This is a genomic window from Klebsiella sp. JB_Kp031, assembly GCF_040064295.1.
GTDB lineage: Bacteria > Pseudomonadota > Gammaproteobacteria > Enterobacterales > Enterobacteriaceae > Klebsiella > Klebsiella quasipneumoniae.
In genome coordinates, this window is sequence record NZ_JBEAJW010000023.1 from 91,760 (window position 1) to 118,097 (window position 26,338).

The 26,338-nt window shown below is 51.0% G+C and carries 34 protein-coding genes and 1 pseudogene; 23 read left to right on the forward strand and 12 right to left on the reverse strand.

What is annotated here, in order from left to right; genetic code table 11:
• Positions 1 to 10 precede the first annotated feature (10 nt).
• The 3 genes from sapF to sapC are packed head-to-tail and all read right to left on the reverse strand — an operon-like array spanning position 11 to position 2,704.
• Positions 11 to 820: a putrescine export ABC transporter ATP-binding protein SapF gene (gene sapF / locus ABLV64_RS08480; RefSeq protein WP_004203898.1), complete on the reverse strand. Its 810-nt coding sequence runs from the start codon at positions 818 to 820 to the stop codon at positions 11 to 13.
• A gap of 1 nt (position 821) precedes the next feature.
• Positions 822 to 1,814: a putrescine export ABC transporter ATP-binding protein SapD gene (sapD, locus tag ABLV64_RS08485; RefSeq protein ID WP_004203899.1), complete on the reverse strand. Its 993-nt coding sequence runs from the start codon at positions 1,812 to 1,814 to the stop codon at positions 822 to 824.
• Positions 1,814 to 2,704 carry a putrescine export ABC transporter permease SapC gene (gene sapC / locus ABLV64_RS08490; protein ID WP_004151901.1) on the reverse strand — a complete coding sequence of 297 codons (891 nt, stop codon included), beginning with the start codon at positions 2,702 to 2,704 and terminating at the stop codon, positions 1,814 to 1,816. Before sapC ends, sapD begins: the two co-directional genes overlap by 1 nt.
• 146 nt (positions 2,705 to 2,850) lie before the next feature.
• Here sapC and ABLV64_RS08495 point away from each other — a divergent pair, with 146 nt between their 5' ends.
• Entirely contained in the window at positions 2,851 to 4,068 is a 1,218-nt protein-coding gene (locus ABLV64_RS08495; RefSeq protein WP_038991425.1) for a site-specific integrase, read from the forward strand.
• Between the two features lie 220 nt (positions 4,069 to 4,288).
• Here ABLV64_RS08495 and ABLV64_RS08500 read toward each other — a convergent pair whose 3' ends face one another.
• The 5 genes and pseudogenes from ABLV64_RS08500 to ABLV64_RS08520 form a co-directional block, all read right to left on the reverse strand.
• Positions 4,289 to 4,528, reverse strand: coding sequence for a DUF4060 family protein (locus ABLV64_RS08500; RefSeq protein WP_022631172.1), 240 nt, complete (start codon positions 4,526 to 4,528; stop codon positions 4,289 to 4,291).
• 40 nt (positions 4,529 to 4,568) lie between these two features.
• Positions 4,569 to 5,728: pseudogene (locus ABLV64_RS08505) on the reverse strand (RecT family recombinase).
• Entirely contained in the window at positions 5,691 to 8,687 is a 2,997-nt protein-coding gene (locus ABLV64_RS08510) for a RecE family exodeoxyribonuclease (RefSeq protein ID WP_348843057.1), read from the reverse strand. Before ABLV64_RS08510 ends, ABLV64_RS08505 begins: the two are co-directional and overlap by 38 nt.
• A 137-nt stretch (positions 8,688 to 8,824) precedes the next feature.
• Positions 8,825 to 8,980: a YdaE family protein gene (locus ABLV64_RS08515; protein WP_265240764.1), complete on the reverse strand. Its 156-nt coding sequence runs from the start codon at positions 8,978 to 8,980 to the stop codon at positions 8,825 to 8,827.
• Between the two features lie 8 nt (positions 8,981 to 8,988).
• Complete coding sequence (locus ABLV64_RS08520) at positions 8,989 to 9,180, reverse strand: YebW family protein (RefSeq protein ID WP_004179600.1); 192 nt, start codon at positions 9,178 to 9,180, stop codon at positions 8,989 to 8,991.
• 292 nt (positions 9,181 to 9,472) lie between these two features.
• Between ABLV64_RS08520 and ABLV64_RS08525 the strand changes: the two genes are divergently transcribed.
• A complete protein-coding gene (locus ABLV64_RS08525; protein WP_153591391.1) occupies positions 9,473 to 9,703 on the forward strand; it encodes a hypothetical protein in 231 nt (76 codons plus the stop codon).
• A gap of 452 nt (positions 9,704 to 10,155) precedes the next feature.
• Here the strand turns inward: ABLV64_RS08525 and ABLV64_RS08530 are convergent, their stop codons facing one another.
• From ABLV64_RS08530 to ABLV64_RS08540, 3 genes are all read right to left on the reverse strand, one after another.
• Entirely contained in the window at positions 10,156 to 10,989 is an 834-nt protein-coding gene (locus ABLV64_RS08530) for a hypothetical protein (RefSeq protein WP_123806441.1), read from the reverse strand.
• Entirely contained in the window at positions 10,952 to 11,131 is a 180-nt protein-coding gene (locus tag ABLV64_RS08535; protein WP_072044363.1) for a hypothetical protein, read from the reverse strand. The genes ABLV64_RS08530 and ABLV64_RS08535 overlap by 38 nt, the downstream gene beginning before the upstream one ends.
• Positions 11,132 to 11,324: 193 nt before the next feature.
• The gene (locus tag ABLV64_RS08540; protein WP_040206289.1) at positions 11,325 to 11,738 is read right to left on the reverse strand and encodes a helix-turn-helix domain-containing protein; all 414 of its coding nucleotides are present in this window, start codon (positions 11,736 to 11,738) and stop codon (positions 11,325 to 11,327) included.
• Positions 11,739 to 11,810: 72 nt separating this feature from the next.
• Between ABLV64_RS08540 and ABLV64_RS08545 the strand changes: the two genes are divergently transcribed.
• The 14 genes from ABLV64_RS08545 to ABLV64_RS08610 all read left to right on the forward strand — a co-directional run bounded on the left by ABLV64_RS08545 (position 11,811) and on the right by ABLV64_RS08610 (position 21,129).
• The gene (locus ABLV64_RS08545) at positions 11,811 to 12,038 is read left to right on the forward strand and encodes a YdaS family helix-turn-helix protein (RefSeq protein ID WP_117130946.1); all 228 of its coding nucleotides are present in this window, start codon (positions 11,811 to 11,813) and stop codon (positions 12,036 to 12,038) included.
• Between the two features lie 2 nt (positions 12,039 to 12,040).
• Positions 12,041 to 12,577 (forward strand): toxin YdaT domain-containing protein, encoded by a 537-nt coding sequence (locus tag ABLV64_RS08550; protein WP_117130947.1) that lies wholly within the window; start codon positions 12,041 to 12,043, stop codon positions 12,575 to 12,577.
• A 128-nt stretch (positions 12,578 to 12,705) separates the two neighbouring features.
• Positions 12,706 to 13,500, forward strand: a complete 795-nt coding sequence (locus ABLV64_RS08555) for a ParB/RepB/Spo0J family partition protein (protein ID WP_040199677.1) — start codon at positions 12,706 to 12,708, stop codon at positions 13,498 to 13,500.
• Between the two features lie 17 nt (positions 13,501 to 13,517).
• Entirely contained in the window at positions 13,518 to 14,405 is an 888-nt protein-coding gene (locus ABLV64_RS08560; RefSeq protein ID WP_207770034.1) for a hypothetical protein, read from the forward strand.
• A 2-nt stretch (positions 14,406 to 14,407) separates the two neighbouring features.
• Entirely contained in the window at positions 14,408 to 15,157 is a 750-nt protein-coding gene (locus ABLV64_RS08565; protein WP_023322443.1) for an ATP-binding protein, read from the forward strand.
• Positions 15,158 to 15,164: 7 nt separating this feature from the next.
• Complete coding sequence (locus tag ABLV64_RS08570; RefSeq protein WP_053810491.1) at positions 15,165 to 15,533, forward strand: DUF977 family protein; 369 nt, start codon at positions 15,165 to 15,167, stop codon at positions 15,531 to 15,533.
• The gene (locus ABLV64_RS08575) at positions 15,533 to 15,790 is read left to right on the forward strand and encodes a hypothetical protein (protein ID WP_108433268.1); all 258 of its coding nucleotides are present in this window, start codon (positions 15,533 to 15,535) and stop codon (positions 15,788 to 15,790) included. Before ABLV64_RS08570 ends, ABLV64_RS08575 begins: the two co-directional genes overlap by 1 nt.
• The gene (locus ABLV64_RS08580) at positions 15,787 to 17,640 is read left to right on the forward strand and encodes a DNA cytosine methyltransferase (protein WP_265240768.1); all 1,854 of its coding nucleotides are present in this window, start codon (positions 15,787 to 15,789) and stop codon (positions 17,638 to 17,640) included. Before ABLV64_RS08575 ends, ABLV64_RS08580 begins: the two co-directional genes overlap by 4 nt.
• Before the next feature lie 427 nt (positions 17,641 to 18,067).
• Positions 18,068 to 18,301 (forward strand): hypothetical protein, encoded by a 234-nt coding sequence (locus tag ABLV64_RS08585; RefSeq protein WP_023304767.1) that lies wholly within the window; start codon positions 18,068 to 18,070, stop codon positions 18,299 to 18,301.
• 35 nt (positions 18,302 to 18,336) lie between these two features.
• Entirely contained in the window at positions 18,337 to 18,933 is a 597-nt protein-coding gene (locus ABLV64_RS08590) for a DUF1367 family protein (RefSeq protein ID WP_108433266.1), read from the forward strand.
• Positions 18,933 to 19,139, forward strand: coding sequence for a hypothetical protein (locus ABLV64_RS08595; protein WP_108433265.1), 207 nt, complete (start codon positions 18,933 to 18,935; stop codon positions 19,137 to 19,139). Before ABLV64_RS08590 ends, ABLV64_RS08595 begins: the two co-directional genes overlap by 1 nt.
• A gap of 2 nt (positions 19,140 to 19,141) precedes the next feature.
• Complete coding sequence (locus tag ABLV64_RS08600; RefSeq protein WP_348843056.1) at positions 19,142 to 19,438, forward strand: DUF1364 domain-containing protein; 297 nt, start codon at positions 19,142 to 19,144, stop codon at positions 19,436 to 19,438.
• Positions 19,435 to 20,250, forward strand: coding sequence for an antitermination protein (locus tag ABLV64_RS08605; protein WP_108433263.1), 816 nt, complete (start codon positions 19,435 to 19,437; stop codon positions 20,248 to 20,250). The genes ABLV64_RS08600 and ABLV64_RS08605 overlap by 4 nt, the downstream gene beginning before the upstream one ends.
• 252 nt (positions 20,251 to 20,502) lie before the next feature.
• Positions 20,503 to 21,129: a YagU family protein gene (locus ABLV64_RS08610; RefSeq protein WP_038421387.1), complete on the forward strand. Its 627-nt coding sequence runs from the start codon at positions 20,503 to 20,505 to the stop codon at positions 21,127 to 21,129.
• 948 nt (positions 21,130 to 22,077) lie between these two features.
• On the opposite strand, the gene ABLV64_RS08615 is transcribed toward ABLV64_RS08610, so the two are convergent.
• Entirely contained in the window at positions 22,078 to 22,299 is a 222-nt protein-coding gene (locus ABLV64_RS08615; protein WP_309598379.1) for a YnfU family zinc-binding protein, read from the reverse strand.
• A 152-nt stretch (positions 22,300 to 22,451) separates the two neighbouring features.
• Between ABLV64_RS08615 and ABLV64_RS08620 the strand changes: the two genes are divergently transcribed.
• The 7 genes from ABLV64_RS08620 (at position 22,452) to ABLV64_RS08650 (ending at position 25,845) form a co-directional block, all read left to right on the forward strand.
• Positions 22,452 to 22,751: a phage holin family protein gene (locus ABLV64_RS08620; protein ID WP_126315622.1), complete on the forward strand. Its 300-nt coding sequence runs from the start codon at positions 22,452 to 22,454 to the stop codon at positions 22,749 to 22,751.
• On the forward strand, positions 22,748 to 23,287 hold the full coding sequence (locus tag ABLV64_RS08625; RefSeq protein WP_108433262.1) for a putative peptidoglycan-binding domain-containing protein: 540 nt from the start codon (positions 22,748 to 22,750) through the stop codon (positions 23,285 to 23,287). The genes ABLV64_RS08620 and ABLV64_RS08625 overlap by 4 nt, the downstream gene beginning before the upstream one ends.
• Positions 23,284 to 23,631: a hypothetical protein gene (locus ABLV64_RS08630; RefSeq protein ID WP_048324665.1), complete on the forward strand. Its 348-nt coding sequence runs from the start codon at positions 23,284 to 23,286 to the stop codon at positions 23,629 to 23,631. Before ABLV64_RS08625 ends, ABLV64_RS08630 begins: the two co-directional genes overlap by 4 nt.
• The gene (locus ABLV64_RS08635) at positions 23,628 to 23,903 is read left to right on the forward strand and encodes a hypothetical protein (RefSeq protein ID WP_348843055.1); all 276 of its coding nucleotides are present in this window, start codon (positions 23,628 to 23,630) and stop codon (positions 23,901 to 23,903) included. The genes ABLV64_RS08630 and ABLV64_RS08635 overlap by 4 nt, the downstream gene beginning before the upstream one ends.
• The gene (locus tag ABLV64_RS08640) at positions 23,854 to 24,042 is read left to right on the forward strand and encodes a hypothetical protein (protein WP_108433260.1); all 189 of its coding nucleotides are present in this window, start codon (positions 23,854 to 23,856) and stop codon (positions 24,040 to 24,042) included. The genes ABLV64_RS08635 and ABLV64_RS08640 overlap by 50 nt, the downstream gene beginning before the upstream one ends.
• A 167-nt stretch (positions 24,043 to 24,209) precedes the next feature.
• Positions 24,210 to 24,446 (forward strand): hypothetical protein, encoded by a 237-nt coding sequence (locus ABLV64_RS08645; protein WP_108433306.1) that lies wholly within the window; start codon positions 24,210 to 24,212, stop codon positions 24,444 to 24,446.
• A gap of 1,153 nt (positions 24,447 to 25,599) precedes the next feature.
• Positions 25,600 to 25,845, forward strand: coding sequence for a DUF2560 family protein (locus ABLV64_RS08650; RefSeq protein ID WP_023304777.1), 246 nt, complete (start codon positions 25,600 to 25,602; stop codon positions 25,843 to 25,845).
• Positions 25,846 to 26,338: the final 493 nt, after the last annotated feature.

Genomic DNA, 26,338 nt, shown 5'->3' on the forward strand with positions numbered 1-26,338 from the left:
TGAGACGACGCTATTTGCCGTCTTTGCGCCAGGCGTCGGCGGTGAGAGCCTCACCGAAATGGCCGGCAATCAGACGTCGGGTCAGGTCGTGCAGCGGTGAGGCCAGCACATCGGCGGTGCTGCCGCGCTCAACCACTTCCCCGTTATGCATCACCAGCACCTGATCGCTGATGTGCTTCATCATGCCCAGGTGCTGGGTGACATAGATGTAGGAGATGCCCTGTTTCTCCTGCAGCTCCAGCATCAGGTTGATGAGCTGGGAGCGCATCGACATATCCAGCGAGGCCAGCGCCTCATCGCAGACGATGACCTTCGGGCGCAGGATCAGCGCCCGGGCGAGGCCAAGACGCTGCTTCTGACCCGGGGCCAGCATATGGGGATAGTAGCTGACGTGGTCCGGCAGCAGGCCGACCATGCGCAGGGTGTCGATGATCTGCTTCTGTCGCGCTTCGGCGTCGAGATCGGTATTCAGCCGCAGCGGAAAATCGAGGATCTGCGAGATGCGCTGGCGCGGGTTTAGCGACGTCGACGGATCCTGAAAGATCATGCGAATTTTCTGGCTGCGGTAGGAGTAATCCCCGAAGGTCAACGGATGGTCGTCGATCAGCACCTCGCCGCTGGTGGGCTCCACCATGCCCGCCAGCATCTTCGCGAGGGTGGATTTTCCGGAGCCATTCTCGCCGATAATCGCCAGCGTCTGCCGTTCGCGCAGGGTAAAACTCAGCGGCTTAACCGCCTCCACCGTCTGGCGGTGAAACCAGCCGGTGCGGTAGCGAAAGGTCTTACTGAGTTGGCGCACTTCCAGCAATGTTTCGACCATTTCACTCTTTCTCCATGTTCAGCGGGAAATGACAGGCGTACAGGTGATTGCGCACTCCGGTAAGACGCGGCGTTTCAATACACTCGCGCTGGGCGTACGGGCAGCGGGGCCCCAGCCGGCAGCCGATGGGCAGCTGCTCCAGCAGCGGGATCGCCCCCGGCAGGGTGTTGAGGCGGCTTTTATGCGGCATGGCGCTGCCAAAATCCGGGATAGCGCGGATTAACGCCTGGGTGTAGGGGTGATGCGGCAGGGTGATCAGCTCTTCGCTGGGCCCGCTCTCCACCGTCTGCCCGCAGTACATGACGTTGATTTTATCCGCCCATTTGCTGAGCATCTGCAGGTCGTGGCTGATCAGCAAAATGGTGGTGTTGTTGTTCTGGTTGAGCCGCGTCAGCAGGCGGATAATCTGCGCCTGAGTCGTTGGCTCCATGGCGTTGGTCGGCTCATCGGCGATCAGCAGGCGTGGCTGGTTGGCCAGGGCGATGGCAATCATCACCTTCTGGCACTCGCCTTCGGTCAGCTGATAGGGGAAGCTGCGCATGGCGTCTTTGTGATCTTTAATCCCGACGCGGTGCAACAGCTCGATGGCCCGCCGCTTGCGCCAGCCAAGTCGCTGCCACCAGCGCCCTTTGTAAGTCCAGCCGGGAATACTCTGGATCAGCTGCTGGCCGATGCGCTCAGAGGGATCGAGGCACGACTGCGGCTCCTGGAATATCATCGACACGTTGTGGCCGATCAGTTTTCGGCGTTCGCGGTTCGACAGCCGCAGCAGGTCGATGTCGTCGAAGCGCATGCGGTCGGCCGTGACCCGCCAGTTGTCCTTTGTCACGCCGCAGATAGCTTTGGCGATCAGGCTCTTTCCGGAGCCGGATTCCCCGACCAGACCACGGATTTCGCCTTCGGTCAGGGTCAGGCTGACGCGATCGACGGCTTTCACCCAGCCTTCGTTGGTTTTAAATTCGATGGTTAAGTGACGAATATCGAGTAACGGCATTATTCTACCCCGGCAATGATCGCCCGGCGAATACCGTCGCCCAGCAGGTTGACCAGCAGTACGCTGAGCATAATCGCGGCCCCGGGCAGCATCACGGTCCACGGCGCAACATAGATAAGCTCCAGCGCATCGCCCAGCATCGCTCCCCATTCCGGCGAAGGCAGCTGAGCGCCGAGGTCAAGAAAGCCCAGCGCGGCGATATCCAGAATAGCCATCGACAGGGCGCGGGTGATCTCGGTCACCAGGCCGGAGGCGATATTGGGCAGAATGGCGAACAACAGAATATTCAGCGTCGACGCCCCGTCGAGGCGGGCGGCGATGATGTACTCTTTCTCCAGCTCATCGTGGACCATGCTGTAGACGGAACGCACCATCCGCGGCAGCAGCGCCAGCCAGACGGCAAACATCGCATGGCTGAGGTGCGGCCCGGCAAAGGCGACGACGATGATGGCCAGCAGTAGCGAGGGGATGGAGAGCAGGGTATCGAGGATATGGTTCATCACCGCCGAGCGCAGGCCGTGGGTCGATCCGGCAATGACGCCCAGCACCAGGCCAAACAGCGTGGCGCCGAGGGTGACGACAAAAGCGCCGCCGACGGTCGGCGCCGCGCCGCTCAGTAGCCGGCTGAGCACATCGCGCCCCAGGTCATCGGTCCCGAGGAAGAAAGAGACTTCGCCATAGCGCGACCACGATGGCGGCAGCAGCTGGTAGCCGAGGAACTGCTGGTCGATGCCGTAGGGGGCGAACCAGCCGCCGAAGACGCAGAGCAGCAGCAGCCCCGCGCAGCCGTACAGGCCGATCATCGCCGTGGTGTCGCCATAGAATTTACGCCATACGGTGCGCAGCGCGCCGGGCGGACGCTTTTCCAGATAAACGCTATCGTAGGGCATATGAATCCGTTTTAAGTTTGTTAGTCATGCTTTAAGTCTTTTCAAAAATCCCGCTAATAACAACATCTTGCCAGCATAGAGTGCTTTAATTTTGTGTGTTCTGCATTGATTTGAAGGTTATCAATTTAAGTAAAATGTGTACACTGATGTGTATATCGTCTTCCGGAGTGTACACATTGCTTACCGACACAAAATTAAGAAAAGCTCTTGGCAAAAAGAGAGACCAGATCGAGGTCATTTCGGACGCTCATGGTCTGAATGTCCGGTTGTCTACTTCCGGCAGTATAACATTCTTTTACCGCTACAGATGGAACGGGAAAGCCGCTCAGCTAACGATTGGCGATTATCCCACCACCTCCTTATCTCAAGCTCGCGAACGTAGACAGCAGTTCAGGGCGTGGTTGACAGAAGGACTCGATCCGAGACGGCAAACAGTTCTGGAGAAACAGAAAAAAGTCGAAGCGCTCACCGTTAAAGAGGCTTTCGATTACTGGGAAAAGTATTACTGCATCCCTGAAGGTCTTGTGAAAATCAAGGTTAACCGACGGGACTTCAATAACCATATAGCGCCTGTGCTGGGGAACATGATTGTTGATCAGACCACTAAAGCGCACTGGCTTAACCTTTTTGATGGCATGGGGCGAAGAGTTGTCACTGGTCAGATGCTTGGACTGATGCAGCGTACGTTCCGTTTTTGCTCCAATCGAGGGGTAATTAATGTGAACCCAATTGAGAGCCTTAGGCGCTCTGACGTAGGTCTCACAGCATCCGTAAAAGATCGGAGATTGAGTGATGAGGAAATCAAAACAGTTTGGAATATCCTTCCTGAATTGAAGTACAGACAACAGCTGATAATGAAGTTTCTCATCATGACTGGCTGTCGGAGTACAGAGATCAGAACAGCAAGATGGGAGTGGTTCGATTTCCATGAGCAAACGTGGACCATTCCGTCAAGCGATTATAAAACCGGGAAATCGGTCAGAAGGGCACTTCCCGAGGCAGTAGTAAGAATGATGTTAGCAGAGAAGGAAACGTCAGTTTCAAAACACGTTGTGACACTGTCACGTTACAGGGGGCCAGAAGATGACAGACCGCCACTACAACCAAACGTCGCTCTGTTTTCTGCTCAGATTATAGCTAAAACAGGCATGAAACCCTGGTCTCTCCATGACCTCAGGCGAACAGTGGCGACACGCCTTTCTGAATTAGGTGCGCCGCCACATGTTGTGGAAAAACTGCTTGGCCATCATATGGCAGGTGTCATGGCACGTTATAACCTGCATGATTATCTGGATGATCAGCGTCACTGGCTTGCTGTTTGGCAGGATCATCTTGAGAAGCTGGTTGGTCAGTCTCTGGTTTGATCCCCACGTTATCTTCCCAGGCCAGCAAGTCTGAAAGTCTCCACCTTTTAGGGCTGCCATTTATTTTAGGCTGCGGGAATGGCTGAGCAAAGTAAGAGGGCATCCGGGATGGGGTGCTCCAGAAATAGAGTGTGCTGCGCGATATTTTGTATCTGGACAGAACGTCATCGGTTATCAAAATTTCATCTGATTTATGAGATGTATTAGTCATAAAAACCCCTTAGTTACATTGTCCAGGCAGATGGTGTAGCCGGCGTGCGCAGCTCATGGCTGTGGCCACATAGCTACTTTTTCTGTTAACAACTTCTACAGTGATCTTTGAGCCTTGAACCACCACCGTATAAGTTCTCTTCGTTTTCTGTCGCCCGTAAGCTCCATAAAGCTCAACGTGTTTTGCCAGCGCGGCATCGCACGCCTGGCGGCCCAGAGGGGAGTGTCTGCTTCGGTTAATCAATCGCATATACATTCCTTTATCGGGAAAGTTTCCTCTCCCGATCTGGTTAGCCCACGTATTCCGGTTTCATGTCGTCCAGGGTGATGCGGAACTGGTCATACAGTTCATCACCGAGGTGGCGTTTCGCGCCGTTGAGAATGCCTTCAGCTTTAGCGAACAGTTCGACGGCTTCCGGTTCTCCGGGATTAGGTAGAGAGTTGATCGCGGCCTCAACTTTGTTTCTGGCGTCAACCATGAAATAACGCTGCACGGCTTTACCTTTCAGCTCGGTGAAGAGAACAGTGCCCAGCACAGCTTTCTCTTTATCCAGATCCGCCCTGATGGCTTTTGCTGCATCGACCGATTCGGCGCGCTCAATGCGGTCACGGAAATCATCTGCCAGGGAATCAATATTGAGAGCTGAATCCTGCGCGCTGGTGGTGATGTCTGTTCCGCTGGTGATCTCTGCCACAGACATTCTTTGCGCCGGCGTCGGGTTTATTTCTCGCTCGGTCCTTTGTTCAACCTCATCCGGGCTGTAAACACCCAGGATGACTTCCGGGCAATACAGCCGCGCCCAGTATTTGACGCCCAGATAAGCGATTTGCTGTTTCGGGTTAGAAACCCACAAAGGAGAATTACGTGTGACGACTCCAGAGAGATAAAGTGGCTCCCCCCAGGTGATTTCCGATTCACCGCGCAGAATCGCGCCGACCTGGACGAATAACCCGATTTCGTCCTCATCTGTCCAGCCTCGTACACGCTCGGTGACATTGTATTTCCCGTTTTTGCCGTGCTTTTCCCGGGTGACCTCTTGAGTCCTGGTGCAGCGCTCCCAGTCGCCTCCGTAACGATAGTGAAAGCGGCCATGAATGGCGCTTGAGCTGGCGATTACCGCATTGACCAATTGGGCTTCATACCCAAGCACACCGTTTACCAGATGCGTTTTTTGCGCTACTGCGTAGGGATTCATGCCCCATTGCATTGCCTGCATAACGATCGCCATGCAATCGGCTGGTTTACCCGCGAGGTGTGCAGGTACCGTCACCTGAGAATCTGCCATCAGGTTTGCAAATGCCGTTAGCTGGCCGAGTGCCTGCACGTTGAAGATGGCGTTACTGGCAGAAATGGTATTTGGAGCCTGTTGCTCAGTGGTAACAATATTGGTGTTTTCCATCGTCATATCCCCTTATGCCTGTACGCGCAGCGCTTCGAGACGGCGCACATCAAAATCGTTGAGTTCTTCGGCGTAATCCTCAGTGATTGGCGCCGGCCATTCGCCAGTGTCGAAACCGTTCGCGATCGCGCGCATAGCTTTGCGGTATTCCAGCATGCCGAGTTCCAGCAGTTCTTCGGATGCCTCGATAATGGCGATCCAGTGGTAGTTCTCGTCTTTGTTAACGAATATCCATAAGAACTGGTCAAGGGCTGCGGTTTCGCAGTACATAGCCGCGCTCAGGTGGTAATCGCGCTCGATGATTTCCCGGTGCAGTTTCGCGCGCAGGCCTTCCTGCTTGATGTTCCACATGCTGATGGTTTTAAGGTCCGCACCGATGCGCAGGCCGCCCATGTCTATCTCAAGGTCAGGACGCACGCGAACTTCCAGCCCGGTTTCCTCATCAATGCCGAAATAGCTCACCTCGACGGCACGGCTCGGGTGCGTCAACAACTTGCCAGCGGTTGGGTGATTCAACAGTGCTTTCTGAATGGCCAGTGCCGTAGCCAGCTGCTGGCGGGTAACCAGCACTTTTCCTTCCGGGTTCTCGTGCCATGCATCCAGCAGCTCATCGGCAAACACGGCATCCTGTTTTACCGATTTCACGGCCTGAATCAGATCCGCCTTAGTACCTGATACTTTCAGCGGCTGCGCCTTCTGTGCTTCCTGAGCAACCAGGTCAGGGTTAATGATTGCCAGCTGTTCCAGTAAGGCATCTCGGGTGCCGCTGGTTTTCACCTGTGCGGGCAGAGTAGCGTTATATTCCTTGATGCATGCCTTCATTGCGGTAGCGGTTTGCTTTTGACCGTCTTCAATGCGCTGGAACTCAGCAGGCAAAGACATATAACCCTGGCCGGTTTCTTCAACTGATGTACCCAAAGGAACCTGGGCGGGCAGGGTCGCGTTGTATTCTTCCAGGAATCTCTTGATGTCATCTGCGCTGAGCAAAACCGGAAGCCCGTTGTTGTATTCGTCGATAAACGCGCGGATCGTCGCAGTCGTGGTGAAGGCGCCTTCCGGGATTTCCGGCTCGATACTGAATTCTTTTTCCAGTTGTTCAGGCTGCAGTGCCAGTGCATGCACCAGATTGCCCATATCCAGAACAGGGGAGCGTACCTTCTGGATAGTTTTGGATACGTGGCGCGCCTCGAAATACATCAGCGAAACCCGCGCATCTTTAACCATCGTGGAGCTAATACCGTTAGCGGCGTGGTAGACCTCATTTGGCACGCCTTCATATCGACCTGGCTCTAAATACTCCGGCCATACTGGCGCTGCTTGTTCAGCCTCTTCCTCTTCATCGCTATGAGCACTCTCGGAAACTTGGCTTTTCAGCACTTCGGCGGTAAGATCCGGGCAGCGTTCAGCCAGTATTTTGCTCATGTTCACGGCAGTTGTTTGCGCAGGAGGTTCATCAGCGCCTTCGCCTGTTGATACCGAACTATCAATTTCGTTTTTGACTGACTGATCCGCCTCCATCTGCACATTGCTGGTGGTTCCTTCTTCGGTGGGATTAGTAGCCGGTGAAGTCATAAGGCCTTCAATTGAAAACATTCCGCCGCCGAGATTAGCAATTTCCGGGGCTCTGGGTTTGGTCAGGTCTTCGGTTATCCACTTCGGATCCGTGGGGTCACTGATACCTTCGACATATTCGCCACGTTCGGCGGCCAGAACCTGATTAGCGTCAGGACGTTTCTTTTGAGCTTCTTTCACCAGTTCGGTGCCAATTACCTGAAAGTCAGTTGGGAGAGTTTCCAGGTCAGGCACACCTTCATCTCCATCGATAGCCTTTTTCATAGCGTCCAGAGTGACGGCGGCAGATGAAATATGCCCTGCCTTGGCAAGCGTTTCAGGGGAAGGGGCGTCATGCTTATGCTCAGTCAGATTTGCGTTGATGTAGCCACGCAACCGATCTGGAAAAGGAGTTATTCCGCTGGATGCTTCCCTGATTAGTGCAAAAATCGCCGCACGCGAATAATCCAGGATGCCAGGGGTTTTGCGCAGGGCAGCCGACCATTCCTTGAACGGACTTTCTTTCTTCTGGACGATCTCTTTGGCCCGGCGGTGAATTGATGCCGGGAAATTGTAGATATCGAAATCCATTGGCATTGTGGCCAGGGCTATTTCTACATCGAGCGTATCAAGGGTATGGGTGTAGTCGGGATTGCGATCGGTTTTATTACCGCCGCCAGCATTAGTTCCTGCATCAGTTTTCATAACTGAAGAAATACAGTTACCGGCAGCCCATTCCCTGGTGAGAATGCCGCGGTCAATCGCGTTCGTGGCGAACCACAGCTTTGCAAACTGGATACGCTTGCCGAGCTCATGCCGCTTCCCTTCCGGGAAGACTTTTTTATTGGCACTGGTGAATTTCCAGAGCGCCGGCATATCGTATTTTTTGATTTCAGGGACATTCTCGGCGACCAGAATCAGATCCTGGACGGCTGCGTTATCAGTGTCCATTTCAAGAGCTGACAGCTCCTGCCGGTGAGGCATGCTGATATGATAAACGTGACGTTCTTCGGCCATGTACTGCGCCAGCAGCTGAGCGCGAAAGGGGAGCTCGGTCACGTTAAAAAGCGCGCTGGAATCGTCCTGGTATTCATCACTACCGAAAGTTTCCACGGTCTCGCCAGTAACGGCCTCAGAGGTTACTCCGGCATCATCGATGTGATGATCCGCAGGCACCTGACCTGGCTTCAGAGCCCAGGTGCGACCATCGTCGCCGAGCTGGTAGCGTTCGCACCATGAGTAATCGAGAACACCTTCCGCCGGCAGGTCATTGAATACCGGGAAATCGGTGCGAATTGGTTTTTGATAGTCTTTGCCGCGGCCTGTTTCGATCCCAGCGTCTTCCAGATCGACGTCCAGCTGCAGAAGGGCGCGAGCTTCTGATTTATTAGTGCGCCAGATTACGGCATCAGATTTACCCGATTTTTGAGTCGCTTTTATCAGATAAAAATATTCCATGTGATAGCCTCTATTTTGGATGTAGAATCCCCCGGGCCATTGGTAGCGCCCATTTAGGGTGGTCATTGGTTTTGGTAATTTCCGGTGTAACTTTGGTCGGTGGCACCGGACGTACAGCCCGCTTCGGCGGGTTTACGTTAGCTCTCGTGCGCCATCTGGTCGTAAGAGGCGCAGCGTTCAGAGCAGTACTCTTTTTGTTTCCTTGCGAGCTGGTTCCCCTGGAGGTACAACAGGGTGCTCACCACTGGTTTCCCCTCGATCGCTTTACGGCAGTAACCGCATTTTTTCTGCATTCTCCCCCCTACATTTGCACCGTGAACCCGGCCGGATGCTCGTCCAGTACGCCTTTCAGTGGATAACATTCAGCTTTCACGTGTTGCTCTTCTGCAGCAGCCTTGCAGTCATTCTCAGTGTCGTAAACGCCGAGCAGGACATCCTGATTACCGCCCGTCAGCATGCTGACGGTGAGAACCAGGGCAAACATCGTGCTCATGAAGGGGCTCCTTTTTGCGCGAGCATGTAGCACACCCGGCGGATGAAAGCTGACAGCGGACTTAAACGAATAGCTTGCTGACGAGCGGGTTTGCGTGCGAAATCATTCATAGAAACAATCCCCCCAGTGCGCTGAAAAGCGCGATCCAGATGAAGAGCCCAATAACTGCCGAAATGACCAGGGCTTTGATGCCTTGCTTGCTCATTCCAATTCCTCATTTATGCCTGTCTTTTAACCACTTCAGGCTCGGTGGTATGCTGGTAGTTCTCACACAGCCAGCAAGGAAATAAAAATGTCAAAACTGACAACGATGAAAGTTGCTTGCCCTGATTGCGGAAGCGAGATGCTCAAGCGTCCCGATGATTTCGACTTTGATACAAATTTTGTTGGCGTCAGTTGTGCCAACTGTGGTCGAGAAATCACTAAGGACGATGTCGTTAAGCAAGGGACGGATGTTGTCAAAAAGCAGGTTGACGACATCCTCAGGGATGCCTTCAAGGGAACGGGCTGGAAGCTCAAGTAACCCCAGTAGTTCCTCGACCTGATTGATTACCTCCGTGGCGTCTATTTCGAGTTCAATAGGCGCCACCTTTACCTTACTCATCTCACCCTCATTGCCTTGTCGCCGGCCAGCGGAACGTTTAAACCTACTGCGCGTTGATCTCCCACCTCATCCGGTGATTCGTATGCCGCCGGCAGCTACTTCGTGGGCGTCCTGCCTGGGTGGTTCGTGGTGCGTCTTAGAGATTAACATTAAATCACTGGTTTATATTTGTGTCAATGGTGGGTTTACGCGCGGAGTAAATCATAGGTTTGCATACGTGTTTTTTGAGAGATGGTCGGTGAATCGCAGGCAAAAAAAACCCGACACAATGGCCGGGAGTGGTGAAATTGAGACAAAGTTTTGAAGCGATAGGAAATTTAAGATGTTTATATAAAATCTAGCACAGTGGCTGGATTGCTATAAAAGTAGGGTTAATGATTAGCGACCCCGCGAAATATTATCAACGGTGTAATCCCGAATGAACCTAACGGGCGCCCCATTAGACCTCTCATCATCAATAACATAGGTTCCATTCCGCGCTTTAATTCATTTGTAACATCGGGGTATGGCGCATCAGGATTATCGACCTTATTATCATCAGCGTACGCATCGACGATGCAAAGAATATACCACTCCCCTGGTATAAATGGTCCGTATTTTAATGATACATCACTTAGTGTAGTTGTTAAGTTAGATGGTTCGACAGACATCCAGCTTAGATTTCCAAAAGAATCGGCAAAATCAATGTGTGTAGTTGGAGGCAGTATTTTTACCATTTCCTCGGCATTTTCAAGACCCGCAATCTCTTGTTTTAAAGTGTTTTTTTCTTGATTATTCTTTGCCGATTTCAACTCGTTTAACTTAATTTTTTTTATTATTGGCATGCAAAGATGAACCATCTGGGCATCAAATATTTTCATCATGCCTTTAATTAATACTATATCTCCAAGTTTAGCTTCATGAAGGTTTGTTTTAATTCTGTTGGTCTCTGAAAGCTTATCCAAAAGGTTTAATGGAAGACTCCATGAAGAATCGAAAACTTGTTCCTGTCCACGCGCCGATGCTTCAGCAGCATTGGTTCGTGCTCCAATTAGAGGTAGTCCAGCTTTTAATTCTTTAAGACCATTTTCAGATTCATGTGATGTTTTTTTTACTGAGTTCAAAACACCTGCAGGAAATAATTGAGCAGTTAAAGCACTCACTCGTTCCTTGTCAAAGTAAAAATAATCAAATAGTGAATCGATGTTTTGTGAGTCTTGAGCCATCACGATGTTCCTCTTTGATTTTAGTTCTTTCCTCAGCAATTTTTTGTTGCTGTTCCTCTATCTCGTCATAAATCTGCTGCAACTCATCCACGCCTGCTTTTGGTGGATCATTTTTGAGTTGTTTTAATAGCTTACGAATCATGACTTTTCTCCCAGAGAACACTTGGTTAAATTATGTTCTCTTCAGTCTTCAAATTCAACTTGACTCACAATTTTTCCTTCGTATTGTTCCACCAACACATCTTGGGCACTAACCTGCTTCACTTTATCGAACCAACTACAAAGAAAGGACCGGAAAAAACTAAGTAGATTGGTATAAATTGATTTATAGCTTACTAAACATCATCTTTTTTGATACGTCGCCCCATATACTTAGCGTACAGCACGTCGAGTTCCTTAAGGCGCAGAGAGACGATCCGAAGCATGTTCTGTTGTTCTTCTTCTGGCAATTGGCGATAGAGCTCCAGTAGGCGCTGTTCGTCTGGCTTGAGTCCGTCTTTTTCGCCAACGTCTTCACCGAGTAGCCATGCAACAGAAATACCAACAGCGTCAGCTATTGCTAGTGCTGATTTTTTACTAATCACGCCTTTTTTGAACCAGCCGTTTACGGCCTGAGGGGTGACTCCAGCTATACGTGCCATGTCTGCTTTAGTAACGCCGCGATCAGTGATCTCGGTAAGGCGCTCTACCAGAACGAGGTTGGGTTCTTCTTTTCTCATAAAATCATTGTAAATATTTGGTTTATACATGCAATAAACCTATTCTTTGCATATAATATAAATCTGTGGTTTACTTCTGTTGTTGTTTAACAGGAGAAACATATGTCCGCACTAGATAAAGCAATAAAAGCCGCTGGTTCAGCTAGGAAACTAAGTGTCGCGCTTGGCGTAACGAGTATGTCCGTTAGTCACTGGAAGAATCGGAATCATGGGATCGTCCCGCCAAGCTATATCTTCCCAATTTTCAAAATAACAGGTGTCACTCCCCACGAATTGCGCCCAGATCTCTATCCAAATCCAACAGACGGCCTGCCGAAACAGGAAGGTTGACCATGCAAATCATGTCCTTTCAACAAAATACCGGATTCAAGACCGGCGCTTTGATAAAGCGAAATCAGCCGATAGTCGCAGAGCACGACAACATTCGCTCAGCCGTTCGCGCCTGGGCTGCAGCTGCTGGGCAGGATGTTGTATCTGCGTACATCGTCGAGGAATGGCGACAGCAGGGCGGCGAGGAGATCGCGTTTCCTGATGACATCAGCCGTGCCCGACAGAAGCTTTTTCGCTACCTGGACAACCCGGCCGAGTCTGAGCGCTATCGCGAGTACGTTCGCCTTCTTACACCGGCGATCATGGCCGTTCTTCCTCTGGAATACCGACACCGCCTATTGCCCGAAGAGAGTTTTATGTCCCGACTGGCTCGTCTGGAGAAAGAAACCAGCGAAGCGAAGGTTGCCGTTGTTATGGGGGCACCACGCCATCAGAAGTTGAAAGAACTGAGCGAGGGAATAGTCGAGATGTTCCGAATAGATCCGGAGTTAACAGTGCCACTGATGGCCATTGTCACTTCAATGCTGGGGGTGACGTGATGCTGGAGTTCAGAAAGGTGAAAGCCGCGGTGCTGCAACACCTACGGCTTTCGTTGCGAATTAACTGGATAAATTCACAGGGGAAATTATGAACACGAACCAACTGAATATCAATAACGAGGGCGCCCATGGCTAAAAATTCTATCGACGCTTATGGCGCCAGCGGCAAAAGCAATGTTCTGTTTTTCGAACCGGAAAGTTTGCATCTGGTTACCGATACAACACACCCGCTGTACGACGAACGAGTACACCTACCGCTTAATGAAGCTGTGATCCTCAACATCATGGAGCTTGGGGTACTCGAACCGATTATCGTGTGGAAGGACCCAGAGACAGGGAAAACCTGCGTGGTGGCAGGTCGGCAGCGCGTAAAGAACGCTAAGGAAGCAAACGCCAGGAGAAAGCGGGCAGGGCTGGAACCCTGGCCGGTACCCGGTATAGCTAAGCGCGGCTCAGCAATTCAAATGGCCAAATACATGGTCAGCGAAAACGAGATAACGCAACCAGATACCCCACTGGGCCGGGCCAAAAAAATGGTTCAGCAGATGGAATACGGTCATGACGAAAATGACATTGCCCTGCTTTTTGGCTGCAGCGTAAAAACGGTTCAGGCAACCGTGGCTCTACTGGATGCGACGCAGGCCGTCCAGGCGGCGGTTGAGGCTGGAAAAGTCACTGTCACTCAAGCGCGTCAGCTGGTCGATATGCCACCGGAAAAGCAACGGGAAACTGTCAAACAGTTAGAGGCAGCGGCAGAGGGTGTAACTGGCCACGAGAAAGCTCGCCGCCAGCGCGCTGTCCTCGGCAACACAAAGCCTCGTCTCAAATCCCGTAAGGAAATCACCCAGCAACTTCAAACCGCCAGCGGCGAATACGCAGCGGCTTTGCGGTGGGTGCTTGGTGATGAAAATACACCAGTTTAAGCAACAACGGGGTCTCTATGCGTGATTACGGCAAGGTGCATACATCATTTTGGATAAGCGATGGAATGCGCCGGGTATCGGATGATGCCAGGTTGCTGGCGCTGTATCTGCTCACAGGGCAACACACGAACATGATCGGATGCTTCAGGCTGCCTGATGGATATGTTTCGGAAGACTTAGCCTGGACTCCTGAAAGGGTTTCGAAAGGGTTTGATGAGCTATCGGCTAACGGTTTCGCAACGCGTGATTCGTCATCGAAATGGGTGCTAATTCGTAACTTTCTGACCTGGAATTCAGTTGAAAACCCAAACCAGGGAATTGCAGCACTTCGTTTGTTTGATCAGGTCCCGGACAAATCTACGGTGAAGCCAGAGCTGGCGCGGGTTTTAGCATCGGCAATATCCCACATCGGTATCGCAAAACTAAAGGGTTCCGAAAGGGTTCTCGAACCGTTCCTTAACCAGGAACAGGATCAGGAGCAGGAACAGGATCAGGAAGAAGATAGTTCGGGGCATGGCTCCGCCACACCCCCAGACGATCAGAAACAGGACGAAGGCGATAAACCTGAACCCCAAAAAATATACCCGAATGAGTTCGAGCAGGTCTGGTCGGTTTATCCCAAGCGGGCAGGGGGAAACAGCAAGTCAGATGCTTTCAAAGCCTGGAATGCCCGAATCAGGGATGGAACCACTACGGCGGAAATCCTCGCAGGTGTGGAGCGTTACGCGGCTTTCGTTGAAGCCGAGGGAATCCTCAACACGCAGTACGTGAAACAGGCGAAAACGTTTTTTGGCCCTGGCATGCATTTCAGCGAACCGTGGGCGATTCAGCAGGCGCCAGGCGCACGAGATCCCAATCAGATTTCGGAACCTGACAAAACCATCCCATCGGGATTCAGGGGGTAGCGATGAAAAACATGATTGGTACCGGGAATGCACTGGAGCGACTGAAAAAACTCATTCCCCATGGCGTTCAGCCAAAATTTGGCAGCGTTGATGAATGGCGTGCCTGGCAAGCCGAAGAAGGCCGTAAGCGCTGTGAGGAACTGGAAAAACAAAACCAGCGCGCACGTGCAGAGAAAATCTTTGGACGTGCAGGAATTCAGGATCTGCACCGCGGCTGCACATTCGCTAACTATCAGGTTGAGTCGGATGGCCAGCGTCGGGCGCTCTCGATGGCGAAGAGTTACGCGCAGCAATTCGGCTCAGGGTTTGCGAGCTTCGTATTCAGCGGAGCGCCAGGCACCGGGAAAAACCATCTGGCGGCGGCAATCGGAAATCACCTGCTGGCTGGTGGCCGCTCTGTGCTGGTGGTAACCATTCCGGATCTCATGCTGCGTGTTCGGGAATGTTATGACGGAGGGCAGTCAGAGGCGTCATTGCTGGATGATTTATGCCATGTGGACCTGCTTATTCTGGATGAGGTGGGTATTCAGCGCGGAAGCAGCGGTGAAAAAGTCATCCTGAATCAGGTTATCGATCGCCGGCTGTCCTCCATGCGACCTGTCGGCATCCTAACCAACCTGAACTATGAATCGCTGAAGGAAACACTGGGTATGCGGATCCTTGACCGTCTCCAGATGGACGGCGGTATGTGGGTGAATTTTGAATGGGACAGCTATCGCAAAAACGTGCGCCATTTGCGTGTCGTTAAGTGAGGTATGTATGGCAAGAGCATTGTCAGCAGTTGAGCGCAGAGAGTACGTCCGCGCAGTGATTCGGATCACCAGACATCAGGGGCGACTCACGACCGCCGAGGCAATGAAAAAACTTGGGCTGAGCCGCGCTACTGTCCAGCGGTATTTTTCCGAAGCAGAAGCGACTGGCGAGGTTGTCCGGCATGGTCGTCTGGGATTGTTCCGCGATCAGCGCGCCGTGATCGATTTTGACATGAAACGGCTTGGGATGGTGCCAAAGGCCGCTACCGGGATGAATTACAGCCTGCTTGGCAGCCCTGTATTTCAGCGTGTTTTGGATGTGCAAGAAGTAATTTCTGCGGGTAAACCGATAGCCGCCCCGCAGGAGGTGAAATAGTGGATCCTTCACTGGAATATGCCTGTAAGCGAATTCTGGAGCTGGAGCAGTTGTTGCTGGTGGATGTTCCTGAAACCGTTTGGCCCGCCGAGGTTGCAATGGTTCTGTCTCAAGTAGAAAGCGCCGGGGTTCTCCATGCGCACCACAAGCAACGACTGCAGCACCATATCAACAGAATGTGGCTCGAAAAAATGCCGGTACCGTCAATTATCGCCGCGGCCCGTTCGCTGGCCAGCACCATGGAGAAATACGTGTGAGAGAGAGCGAAATCATCGTTGATAACTTTGCCGGCGGCGGCGGGGCGAGTACGGGCATCGAGATGGCGATTGGGCGTAGCGTGGACATCGCGATAAACCACGACCCAAACGCTGTAGCTATGCATACCACCAATCATCCGGGAACTCTGCACTATTGCGAGTCTGTTTATTCAGTGCGTCCAAAAGTAGCGACTGCCGGCCGCAATGTTGGTTTGGCCTGGTTCTCGCCGGACTGCCGCCACTTTTCCAAAGCAAAAGGGGCTAAACCAGTTGAAAAAGCGATTCGTGGGCTGGCGTGGATCGTTATCCGCTGGGCGCTGGATGTTGGTCCGCGGGTAATGATGCTGGAGAACGTTGAAGAGTTTAAAACGTGGGGTCCACTACTGGCGGCGGAAATGCGTCCGGATCCGGACCGTGTTGGCGAAACGTTCCTGGCATTCGTCGGCATGCTGACATCCGGAGTTCCTGCGGATCACCCTGCGTTGTTGGAATGCTGCGAGTTTCTGGAGTTGTCGCCGGATAGCGAACAGGCGAGGCGCTTGATTACCGGGCTGGGCTATGACATCGATTATCGCGAGCTGCGCGCCTGCGACTATGGTGCACCAACTATTCGTAAGCGCTTTTTCATGGTGATGCGAAGGGACGGAAAACCGATAGTCTGGCCAGAAGCTACTCACGGGGATCCGAAATCACCGGCGGTGCAGGCTGGAAAATTGACGCCATGGCGGACAGCTGCTGAATGCATCGACTGGTCTATTCCTGCACCATCGATATTTGACCGCAAAAAGCCGCTTGCAGTTAATACGTTGAAGCGTATAGCACGGGGTATCCAGAGATTTGTGGTCGATAGCGATAACCCATTCATCGTTAAATGCAACCACACTACGACACGCGGTAAATATGATTGTTTCCGTGGGCAGGGGTTATATTCACCAATACAGACAATCACCAAAACTCATGGTTACGCGTTGGCGGTACCTACTCTGGCACCGTTTATGGCTGGAAATGGTGGTAGCCAGTACCAGGCTAAACCGCGTCCACTCAACAAACCAGTTCATACCATCTTAAAGCAATCCCGAGCATGCGTGGTTGCCCCGGTTATCGCCCGCCAGTTCGGCGCAAGCATTGGCCACCGGGCAGATGAGCCTAGCGCCACGATTACCGCTGGTGGAGGGGGTAAGTCTCAGTTAGTCACCGCTACGCTTATTCAGATGGGGTATGGCGAGCGGGTAGGGCAATCGCCGCGGGTTCTCAATCTTGGTAAACCGTTGGGTACGGTTACAGCTGGGGGCAATAAGTTTGCCGTAACAACTGCGTTCCTGGCGAAACACTATGGCGGGAACTACGCCGGTCCAGGCGTTGCGCTTGATGAGCCAGCTCACTCAGTGACTACCGTCGATCATCACGCTTTTGTGACATCGCACCTGGTAAAATTGCGTGGTACCTGCCGTGATGGTCAGCGCACCAATGAACCGATGCCGACAATCACCGCTGGAGGTCAGCATGTGGGAGAGGTTAGCGCGCTGCTGGCGGCTAATGATTACGACGAGCGGCGTGCGGACCAAGTTAAAAAGTTCCTAAATTCTTTTGGCGTCAGCGAACTGGTGACGATTAAGGGCATTGTTTACCGCATCGTTGATATCGGGATGCGAATGCTGCAACCGCATGAGCTTTACCGGGCGCAGGGCTTTCCGGAGTGGTACATCATTGACCAGGATTACCGCGGCGTAAAATACGCGAAGGACAAGCAAGTGGCTCGCTGCGGTAATGCCGTCCCGCCGCCGTTCGCTGAAGCGCTGGTGCGGGCCAATTTGCCGGATCTATGTCAACAGAAGGGAATGGCTGCTTAATAAACTTCTATCAATTCAACCCGCGCCGGCGGGTTTTCTTTGTTGTCCTGGTAAATAGGGGATTGCACACTACACAAATTGTGCATCCTAAGACTCAGTAGTTTTTTCTGCTACACCAATACATCTGAAATTAATTAAATTCTGAAATTGGCCTTTTCCATTTGATCGAGTGAAATAGGGGCTTGTACGATACACAAAATATGCCGTCGACAACCGCGCAAAGCTTTTAACTCCGTTAGCCATGAAAGTTAAACAATACTCCCAAACTTTCAATTTCGATAATCTCTTTTGAAAATAGGGGCTTGTAGGACGATCTTCATCTGCCATCATATCTTCCGCTACCGTGAAATTTTCACATGTAAGTGATTTAACATTAATTTATACTGTATAAAAACACAGTATATGGTTTTGCTTCCGGGAGGTAGGGATGCGCAATGAGAGTAATGAGTACTACGATCTGGTTAAACGTTCTACAGGTGAAGTTGTTGGCAGCATCAGGGCAGCAGGCCGGGTTCTGGTATACACGGCAAATGGTGTTACTTCTATGCGACCACTGCTTGAGGACGAGGGAGTATTTAATCTCAACGCAATGACCAGTTTTCTGCATCGCCTCGGCTACCGAGTTATCCCGCCTTCTGATAATATGAAATCAACGGCCTGAACAACCGTTGACCTACTGCGCCACGGAGGGAAACCATGGCGCAATTGCACTTAATAAAGCAGTCACAAGGTTTACTGATCCCTGCCACGCAGGAGACCAGCGAATTTCTACAATCAAAATGCAAGCTCGGCTGCGTTCTGGAGGCCGACTTTAAGCTTGTCCGCAATCCGGCGTTTCACCGCCGTTACTTTGCTTTACTCAATCTCGGTTTTGAATATTGGGAGCCTACCGGCGGGGCGATTTCGTCTAATGAGCGCAGGCTTATCACAGGTTACGCCAAATACCTTGCTGCATATGGCGGGAGTGAATCGGCGTTACTTGATGCCGCCGGGCAATATCTCGACCGAATAGCCGAGAAGCGATCCGGCTATATCAGTATTTGCAAATCTTTCGATGCTTACCGGGCGTGGGTCATCGTAGAAGCAGGCCACTATGACGCCATACAGCTGCCGGACGGCACGCTGAAAAAACACCCTCGCAGCATTTCTTTCGCCAGCATGGACGAATGCGAATTTCAGGAACTGTACAAAGCATCGCTCGATGTTCTCTGGCGGTGGATCCTCTCTCATTCGTTCAACAGCCTGCAGGAAGCTGAGAACGCCGCAAACCAGCTTTTAAGTTTTGCGGGGTGATGCCGATGAAACACTCATGGTTTCACCATCACGAATGCACAACACAGCAGGCCGACGAACTGATGGCGAGATATCGCCAGCGGGGCGTAAAGGTCGAACGAAGCTTAAACCCTGACTTTATGACATGGACCGTTAGCGCGCAGCTGGTGGAGGACAAAACTCCGCCGCGGCCAGACTCTCGCTGGCGCAACAGGATGTGGGAGTGAGTATGGCGAACCTTCGCAAAGCGGCCCGAGGCCGCGAATGCACAGTGCGGATCCCCGGGTACTGCAACGGCAACCCGGAAACCAGTGTACTGGCGCATTACCGTCTGGCTGGCACCTGCGGAACTGGATTCAAGCCGGACGATACCCAGGCGGCTATTGCCTGTAATGCATGCCACGATCTCATCGATGGCAGAAAGAAAACCACAGATTACACCCGCGACGAACTGCGCCTGATGCATGCGGAAGGTGTGCTCAGAACATTGGCTATATGGAAAAAAGAGGGGGTACTGAAAGCATGAAACTCGAAGCGTCCTTAAAACATTTCAGCCCTCAGGGTATGCATATCAGCGACGACGTGAAAAGCACATCACCTGATCGTCTCAACGGTACGGATGTTATGGCTGGTATTGGGGTGACAAGCAGCAGGGCACGGTTCGGGCTGGCAGCGTTCTTTGGAAAGACTGGCATCAGCAAGACAGATGAGCAGTTGGCCGTCCAGGCGCTAGCGCGGTATGCGATTGAAACCGCACCGAAGAACGTACGCAAAACAGCTGGTAAAGAGCTGGGGCGCTGCTGCCTGATTTTGGCACAGTTTGCCTTTGCGGAGTATTCCCGGTCCGCGGAAACAACGGGAGTCTGCAGGGTATGCAGTGGCACCGGACAGATTGAAACCACTACCACAGAACGCAAAGTTTCTAATCCGTGGGGCAAAGCACCATATTGGGCAAACAGGTCCCGTGCTGTTCGTCCGTCCGACTGGGATAAGTGGACTGAAGTAACAGCTAGCGTAAGCGCTAAATGTGAAGCCTGTGACGGTAAGGGGAAAATTAACGCGCGCTGCCGCTGTGGTGGTTCTGGCCGGGTTCTGGACCGCAAAGCGACAAAAGAGCAGGGAGCACCGATATATAAAATCTGTGAGCGCTGTTCGGGGAATGGCTTTTCAACGATGCCGTCTACTGCTGCTTATAAAGCGATTCTGACGCTTATCCCAGACCTGCACATCAGAACATGGACACGCAACTGGAAACCTTTCTGCGATGCGCTGGTGGACCTATGCTGGAGGGAAGAGAAGAGGGCAGATAAAGAGTTTCAACGAGCAACAGCTGATTGAGTAAATGGGCACATTATTTTGCATTTTAAGTGCACGATGCTTGATTTTGTCCGAAGTTGTCGTGTATATTTTAAATCGTGGAATAAAGCGCCTGAACGAAAACATTTATATAAACCCTGCTACGGCAGGGTTTTGTGTTTTTGAAAAAAAATGCCTGAAATCGGCTATAAAGTGTGATCTGAATCAAAATCCCATGCGCCAAACTTAAGGAATATTAAGGAACTGTAAATATTCTTTATAAGTGATGGTCTTATGGCGTTAAAAGATATTTTTGTACGAACCGAACCTCGCAGACGGCATTATGGCGTTGCATTGTTTATCGGGCTTATTTCTGGGGTGGTTTCAGCATTTGTTAAATGGGGTGCTGAAGTACCATTACCACCGCGTAGTCCTGTCGATATGTTTACCAGTGCCTGTGGACCAGAGTCATTAATTCGAGCTGCCGGGCAAATTGATTGCTCCAGAAACTTCCTTAACCCTCCTTATATTTTCCTGCGTGATTGGTTAGGGTTAGCCGATCCAAATGCGGCTGTCTATACCTTCGCCGGACATGTGTTTAACTGGGTAGGCGTAACACATATCATATTCTCGATCGTATTCGCGGTTGGGTATTGTGTAGTTGCTGAGGTGTTTCCAAAAATTAAGCTGTGGCAGGGTTTGCTTGCAGGTGCACTCGCACAACTGTTTGTCCATATGATTTCGTTCCCGCTTATGGGCCTAACCCCACCGTTGTTCGAACTTCCATGGTATGAAAACGTTTCTGAAATATTTGGTCACCTGGTGTGGTTCTGGTCCATTGAGATAATTCGCCGGGATCTCAGAAACAGAATTACGCATGAACCTGATGCTGAGGTTTCTCTGAATTCAGCATTCAGATAATCCAAGCTGCAAAGCCAGGAACCCGCATAAAATGCGGGTTTTTTATGCCTGCGATTAGTAGCTGTTCGACAGCGCTGTTCGCTGCGATGGCAGCCGTAAGATAGGCGTCTTTCACAGGCATTGTATTGACGCCAGCTATGTTTGCAGCATAACGTATTGATGTGGTGAATCCCCCTGTGCGGAGGGGCGACCAGTCAGTTACAGAAACCTGTAAATGCAGCGCGGGCCATGCCGACTGGGGCATGCTCACCGGGAGGCACCCGGCACCACACTGTCACTAAGCATATTGAATATTTCATAGTGGGTTTACTTTTGCGGTAGCCCTTCTATGTTTATAGAACGTAACGGCAAAAGTGAATGCTTCCTGGTAAATCGGTAGCTCGGACTATTAGGAGTGCTTTCGTTTCGTTACTACCTAGAATGCCTACTTTCTGCCCGCTTCTCTGAGCGGGCTTTTTTTATTCCTAATCAGTTCACGTAAAACATCAAAACAATAATTATGCATTCATCTGCTGGCATGCCTTTTACCTTCAACTGAGAGACACTCCTGGCGATGAGAAGGAGAGTCGAAGCATGCTTTATGTCTAAATCTCTTGTCATTGCAACGTATGGCATTGAAACGATGTTATCGAGATGTTAGGTTTTATGTGTGGTGAATCCCCCTAGCGGAGGGGCGTAAACAGTTAGAAGTGAATCCTCAGCGCGAGTCACGGTGACTGACCAACGACTTACCGGGAAGCACCTGGCACCACACATACTGCATAACCCCCTAAAGGCCTTCCATTCCGGTAGGCCTTTTCTCTTCTGGGCGCCATGACGTAAAAGTTCGACCCGTAGACCTATAACTGTCTGTGGGTTCGTCAGGCCACATTGCCTGATGGGCTCACTTTTGTAAGCTATACGGGCGCTGCAGTGGATGCTTTACCAGAGATTATGATGATGTAAAGCCTAAGCGACTGGGAGTTTGTCTTGAGTGAAAATCTTACTACAGTGAGGGCACATCAGCGCAGAGCCTTTCTGGACTCGGGTGTAACTATGTTCTGATTGGTTGGCGCAGCCAGGGCAGGTACATTTGATGAGGTAGTTGCGATTGTTTTTTGAGTTTTTGCGTTGTTGCATATGATATTTCCTGATGAATGGTCCGCAACCATACACTATCCCCAGGCACATAGCTCGCGTTGAATTCCCCAACCACCTCTTCAAGGTGGTTTTTTCTTTCAGGCACCTGGAATCACCATTGATGAGTATTCCACCTGCCGGTCCTGATCCCTTTCAAACACACAGCACCCCGTTAACCCGGAGGTGAACCTATGGCAAAGCATATGCAAGACAAAGAGAGCATGGCCGGAATCACCTGGCTAGCTCTGCTGATCATTGCTGGTTGGGGCGGCCTTGTCCGATTCCTGATGGATGTGAAGCAGGGCAAAGCAAAATGGAGCTGGATAAATGCTTTTGCGCAGATTGTGGTTTCGGCTTTTACCGGGGTTATTGGTGGGCTCATCAGCATTGAAGGTGGCCTGAGTATTTACATGATACTGGCCACTGCCGGTATCAGTGGTGCTATGGGTTCCGTAGCGCTCACGTATTTCTGGGAACGAATCACCGGAGTGAAAGTACAATGACAGCAGACCAGATTATTGAGGGGATCCTCGGCAAAGAGGGTGGTTATGTCGATCACCCCTCTGATAAAGGCGGGCCAACCCGCTGGGGCATCACACAAACCACCGCCCGTGCACATGGCTACACCGGTGATATGCGAAACCTTCCCAGGGAAACCGCAAAGCAAATCCTGCTCAGCGATTACTGGACCAGCCCCCGGTTCGACCAGGTGGCAAGTTTATCTCCGTTACTGGCAGATGAGCTTTGCGACACTGGCGTGAACATGGGGCCCAGCGTCGCCAGTAAGTTCTTTCAGCGCTGGCTGACGGCAATGAATATGCGCGGAAAGCTGTATCCCGATCTGATCCCGGATGGCGCCATTGGCCCCCGAACCATCACTGCGCTTAAGGGATATCTTTCAGCCCGAGGGAAAGAGGGGGAACAGGTTCTGTTACGCGCGCTGAACTGCAGCCAGGGCGCCAGATACCTCGAACTTGCGGAGGGTCGCGAAGCCAACGAGGATTTTCTCTACGGCTGGATTAAGGAGCGCGTGCTATGAAGATGATCATCTTCGCTTTGCTCGTGCTGGTGGCTTTGCTCGTTCTCTTACTGCTGCGCAAATATACCCGGCTGGAGTTCGTAGGCCATGCCAGCCTGCTGCTGAAAACGTGGTCTGTAAAGCTGGGGACTATCGGCGCGCTGGTTGGTGTGTGGGCGCAGTCGTTCCCGGATGCTGCACTGCACGCCTGGGCGATGCTGCCGCCGGACATTAAAAACATTCTGCCTCCAAACATTGTTGCGTTGATTAGCCCTGCGCTGGTGGTGCTGGCGGTGCTTTCGCAATACGTACGCCAGCCAGCATTGAAAGCTAAGGCCGAAGAACTGAAGGAGCCGCAGCGATGAGCTTCGAAATTATTGCTGGGCTGGTGGTCGTCATCCTGGGCGCTATAGCTGGCACGTTCGGTATTGGTCATGCTCGCGGTACCAGTAAGGCAGAAGCCAAAGCCGATCTGCAGCGTACCGAAGAGAACGCCGCCGCAACCGTCGCCGCGACAGAACGTAGGGCAGAAGTCACGAAAGAGGCAAGCGATGTACAGCAGACTGTTAGCCATATGCCTGATGACGATGTTGATCGGGAGCTGCGCGAGCACTTCACCCGCCCCGGTAGTTGTTGATACCGCGTGCAGCTGGGTGCGGATTATCTACCTGACCGACCACGATATCGAGGTGCTGGATAAGCAGACCAAGCGCGATATCCTAGCGCACAACAAAGCAGTGCAGGCCAATTGCCAGAGCATTACCCCTATTCAGTGAGTTAAAAGAATGGCCTCATCCTTGAGGTCCACGGGTAAGTAAACGCAAGGTCTTTCATGTAATGGCTCTTTTAGCCTAGGAGCCAGCTCAGAAACAACAAGCGTAAGCGGTAGATATTTATGATTTTTTTCTGCTGCATATCCCCAGCAAACCAAAAGGGCTACGAAATGAGTGAAGCTAAACCGCGGGATGGCAGCACCGTAAAGGGATACCGCACGTTAACCGAGGGTGATATTGAACAGATGAACCGTCTGAAGGGTGTCAGTAAGCACTTCTTAAACCTTCTGGATACAGCCAAAGAATCAGATGCCGATACCCGTTGGATTGGTATGGCTAAAACTGAAATGCAGAAGGCGTGCATGTTCGCTTGTCGGGCTGTGGCTCAACCTGAAGACGGCTGTTAGCGCTTCAACGTTTCAATGAAATAAATAGAACCGCGGAATGAATCCTACAAAATGCAAGTGTGCTGTATTTTATCGGATTCTAATGAGGTTTTGAGGTGTTTTTCTACTGGTTGCGAGAAAAATGAAAGGTCAGACGTTATGGGAAGTGGCTCATCCATGAGCACACGGGTAAAACAACGGACTTTGTCATGGCAGAGCAAAGTCAAAAGTAAGTGTAGAATGTGTCTCGGATTTAACAAGCTCAGCGGGTTTGTTTCATTGATTGTACGTCTGTAACTTTCATAATATTTCTGCCATTTCAAAACTAACATATTAGGAAAAAACTTAGGAAATTTAGAGGGTAAGTGGAAAAGTGGACAGCTAAATCTCCTCGTGAAGCAATGGGCTTAATTTTAAAAAAAATATATAGTTTGCAATGTTAGTTTTTTAGTTCATTATGCATGCTACATTGACTTTTTATAAAGTGAGTTACTAATTATGATTGATTGCAAACTTCCGCGACTTCCAAAGCATTATCGATATGGTGCTGAACAAATTAACAAATTGCCTGAGCGTGGGGAGGTTTTTCCTCCCGCGGGCAGTATAATAAAGTCAGTAAGTTTAACTGAAAGTGTGTTTGTTTGCGTTCCGGTGCAGCGTTATATTCATGGGTTGGATATTTGGGTCACAGTTGAATCCTCTTGCTAATATTTTTTTTGGTAAGAGTGGCTTTTCGTTAGTTTGGTAGTTTCTATTTTTTGTAAATTCGCTGTAGGAATTTAAAATTAGCATCATTGCAACGCTTTCAAACACCGTAGAAGGATTATGATGCTAGTGCAAAATAATATTTATAATAATTCAGAGTCATATGCTCTTCTTTTGTTTAGTATGTGGCCTGTCCTTATTGTACTTCTTGTTGTGATATCTTGTGCCTTCTACGGTGTATTGATGCATAAAACTGCAATTTGTTGTTTTCTGTCAGCCATGTTCCTTGGTATCGCAGGCTGGTTTTATGGATGATCACCAATAGCTCTAATATGAGTCGTTTTTTAGTATAAAGTCAAAGTGTCATTACTTTACCTGGCTTGTAGCGCTGGTTCTCTAAGGTTTGACGATAAAAGGCCCTGCTCATACAGGGCTTTTCTGTATGTATTATTTATTAAAGAGGTAAGACATGTCAGAGATCACCGCATCCGAGCAAATCCGCCTGGATATCATCAAGAAAGTTAACTACGACACCGCAGCGGCCAAGTTGGCCATTGACTGGGTAGGCGACAGCTATCTGAAATCTGAACTTTTCGCAGACTCCTTTGATCGTGTTTACACGGAAAGCGAGATTGTCTCGAAGACCCGTAAAGCGATTCAGGAAGCGACCGAAGCGCTGGCGTTGTTTGATACCGGCGCAGAACAGGCCAGCTAAGGCATTACAACAGGCATTCACTGAGTGCCTGTGATAATGACCATCAGACAAATCGTCTGGGCTGACAGTTCAATCAATCACCAATTTCCAGTTATACGGGGTAACTGACATCATTGTCTGTTTATCCCGGTGAATTTTGAAATACTCACTACTCTCATAACGTCTCTGCTTGCCAACACCAGAACGGCAGAGGTCAGTTAGCCGTATAGATGAACCTCTCCCGGGTGGCTCCTGAGAGATTCTTTATACGCTAGCTGGTAGTAACTAAAGGCCGCATATTTTTGCGGCCTTTTTCATTTTTGTAAAATGAAAGCCCTCAGGCGGTTAACGATGCTCTGGACCATGGAAGTGATCTCCACCATGTCCGCCTCCATGGGGACCAGGGGGAAGGATACATCCTGAAAGTGACAGCGCACCACAGATCACAAAAACAGCAAGCATAATTCTTTTCATAATAACTCCTGAACTAAAGAGCCTTAATTCCAAAACATAA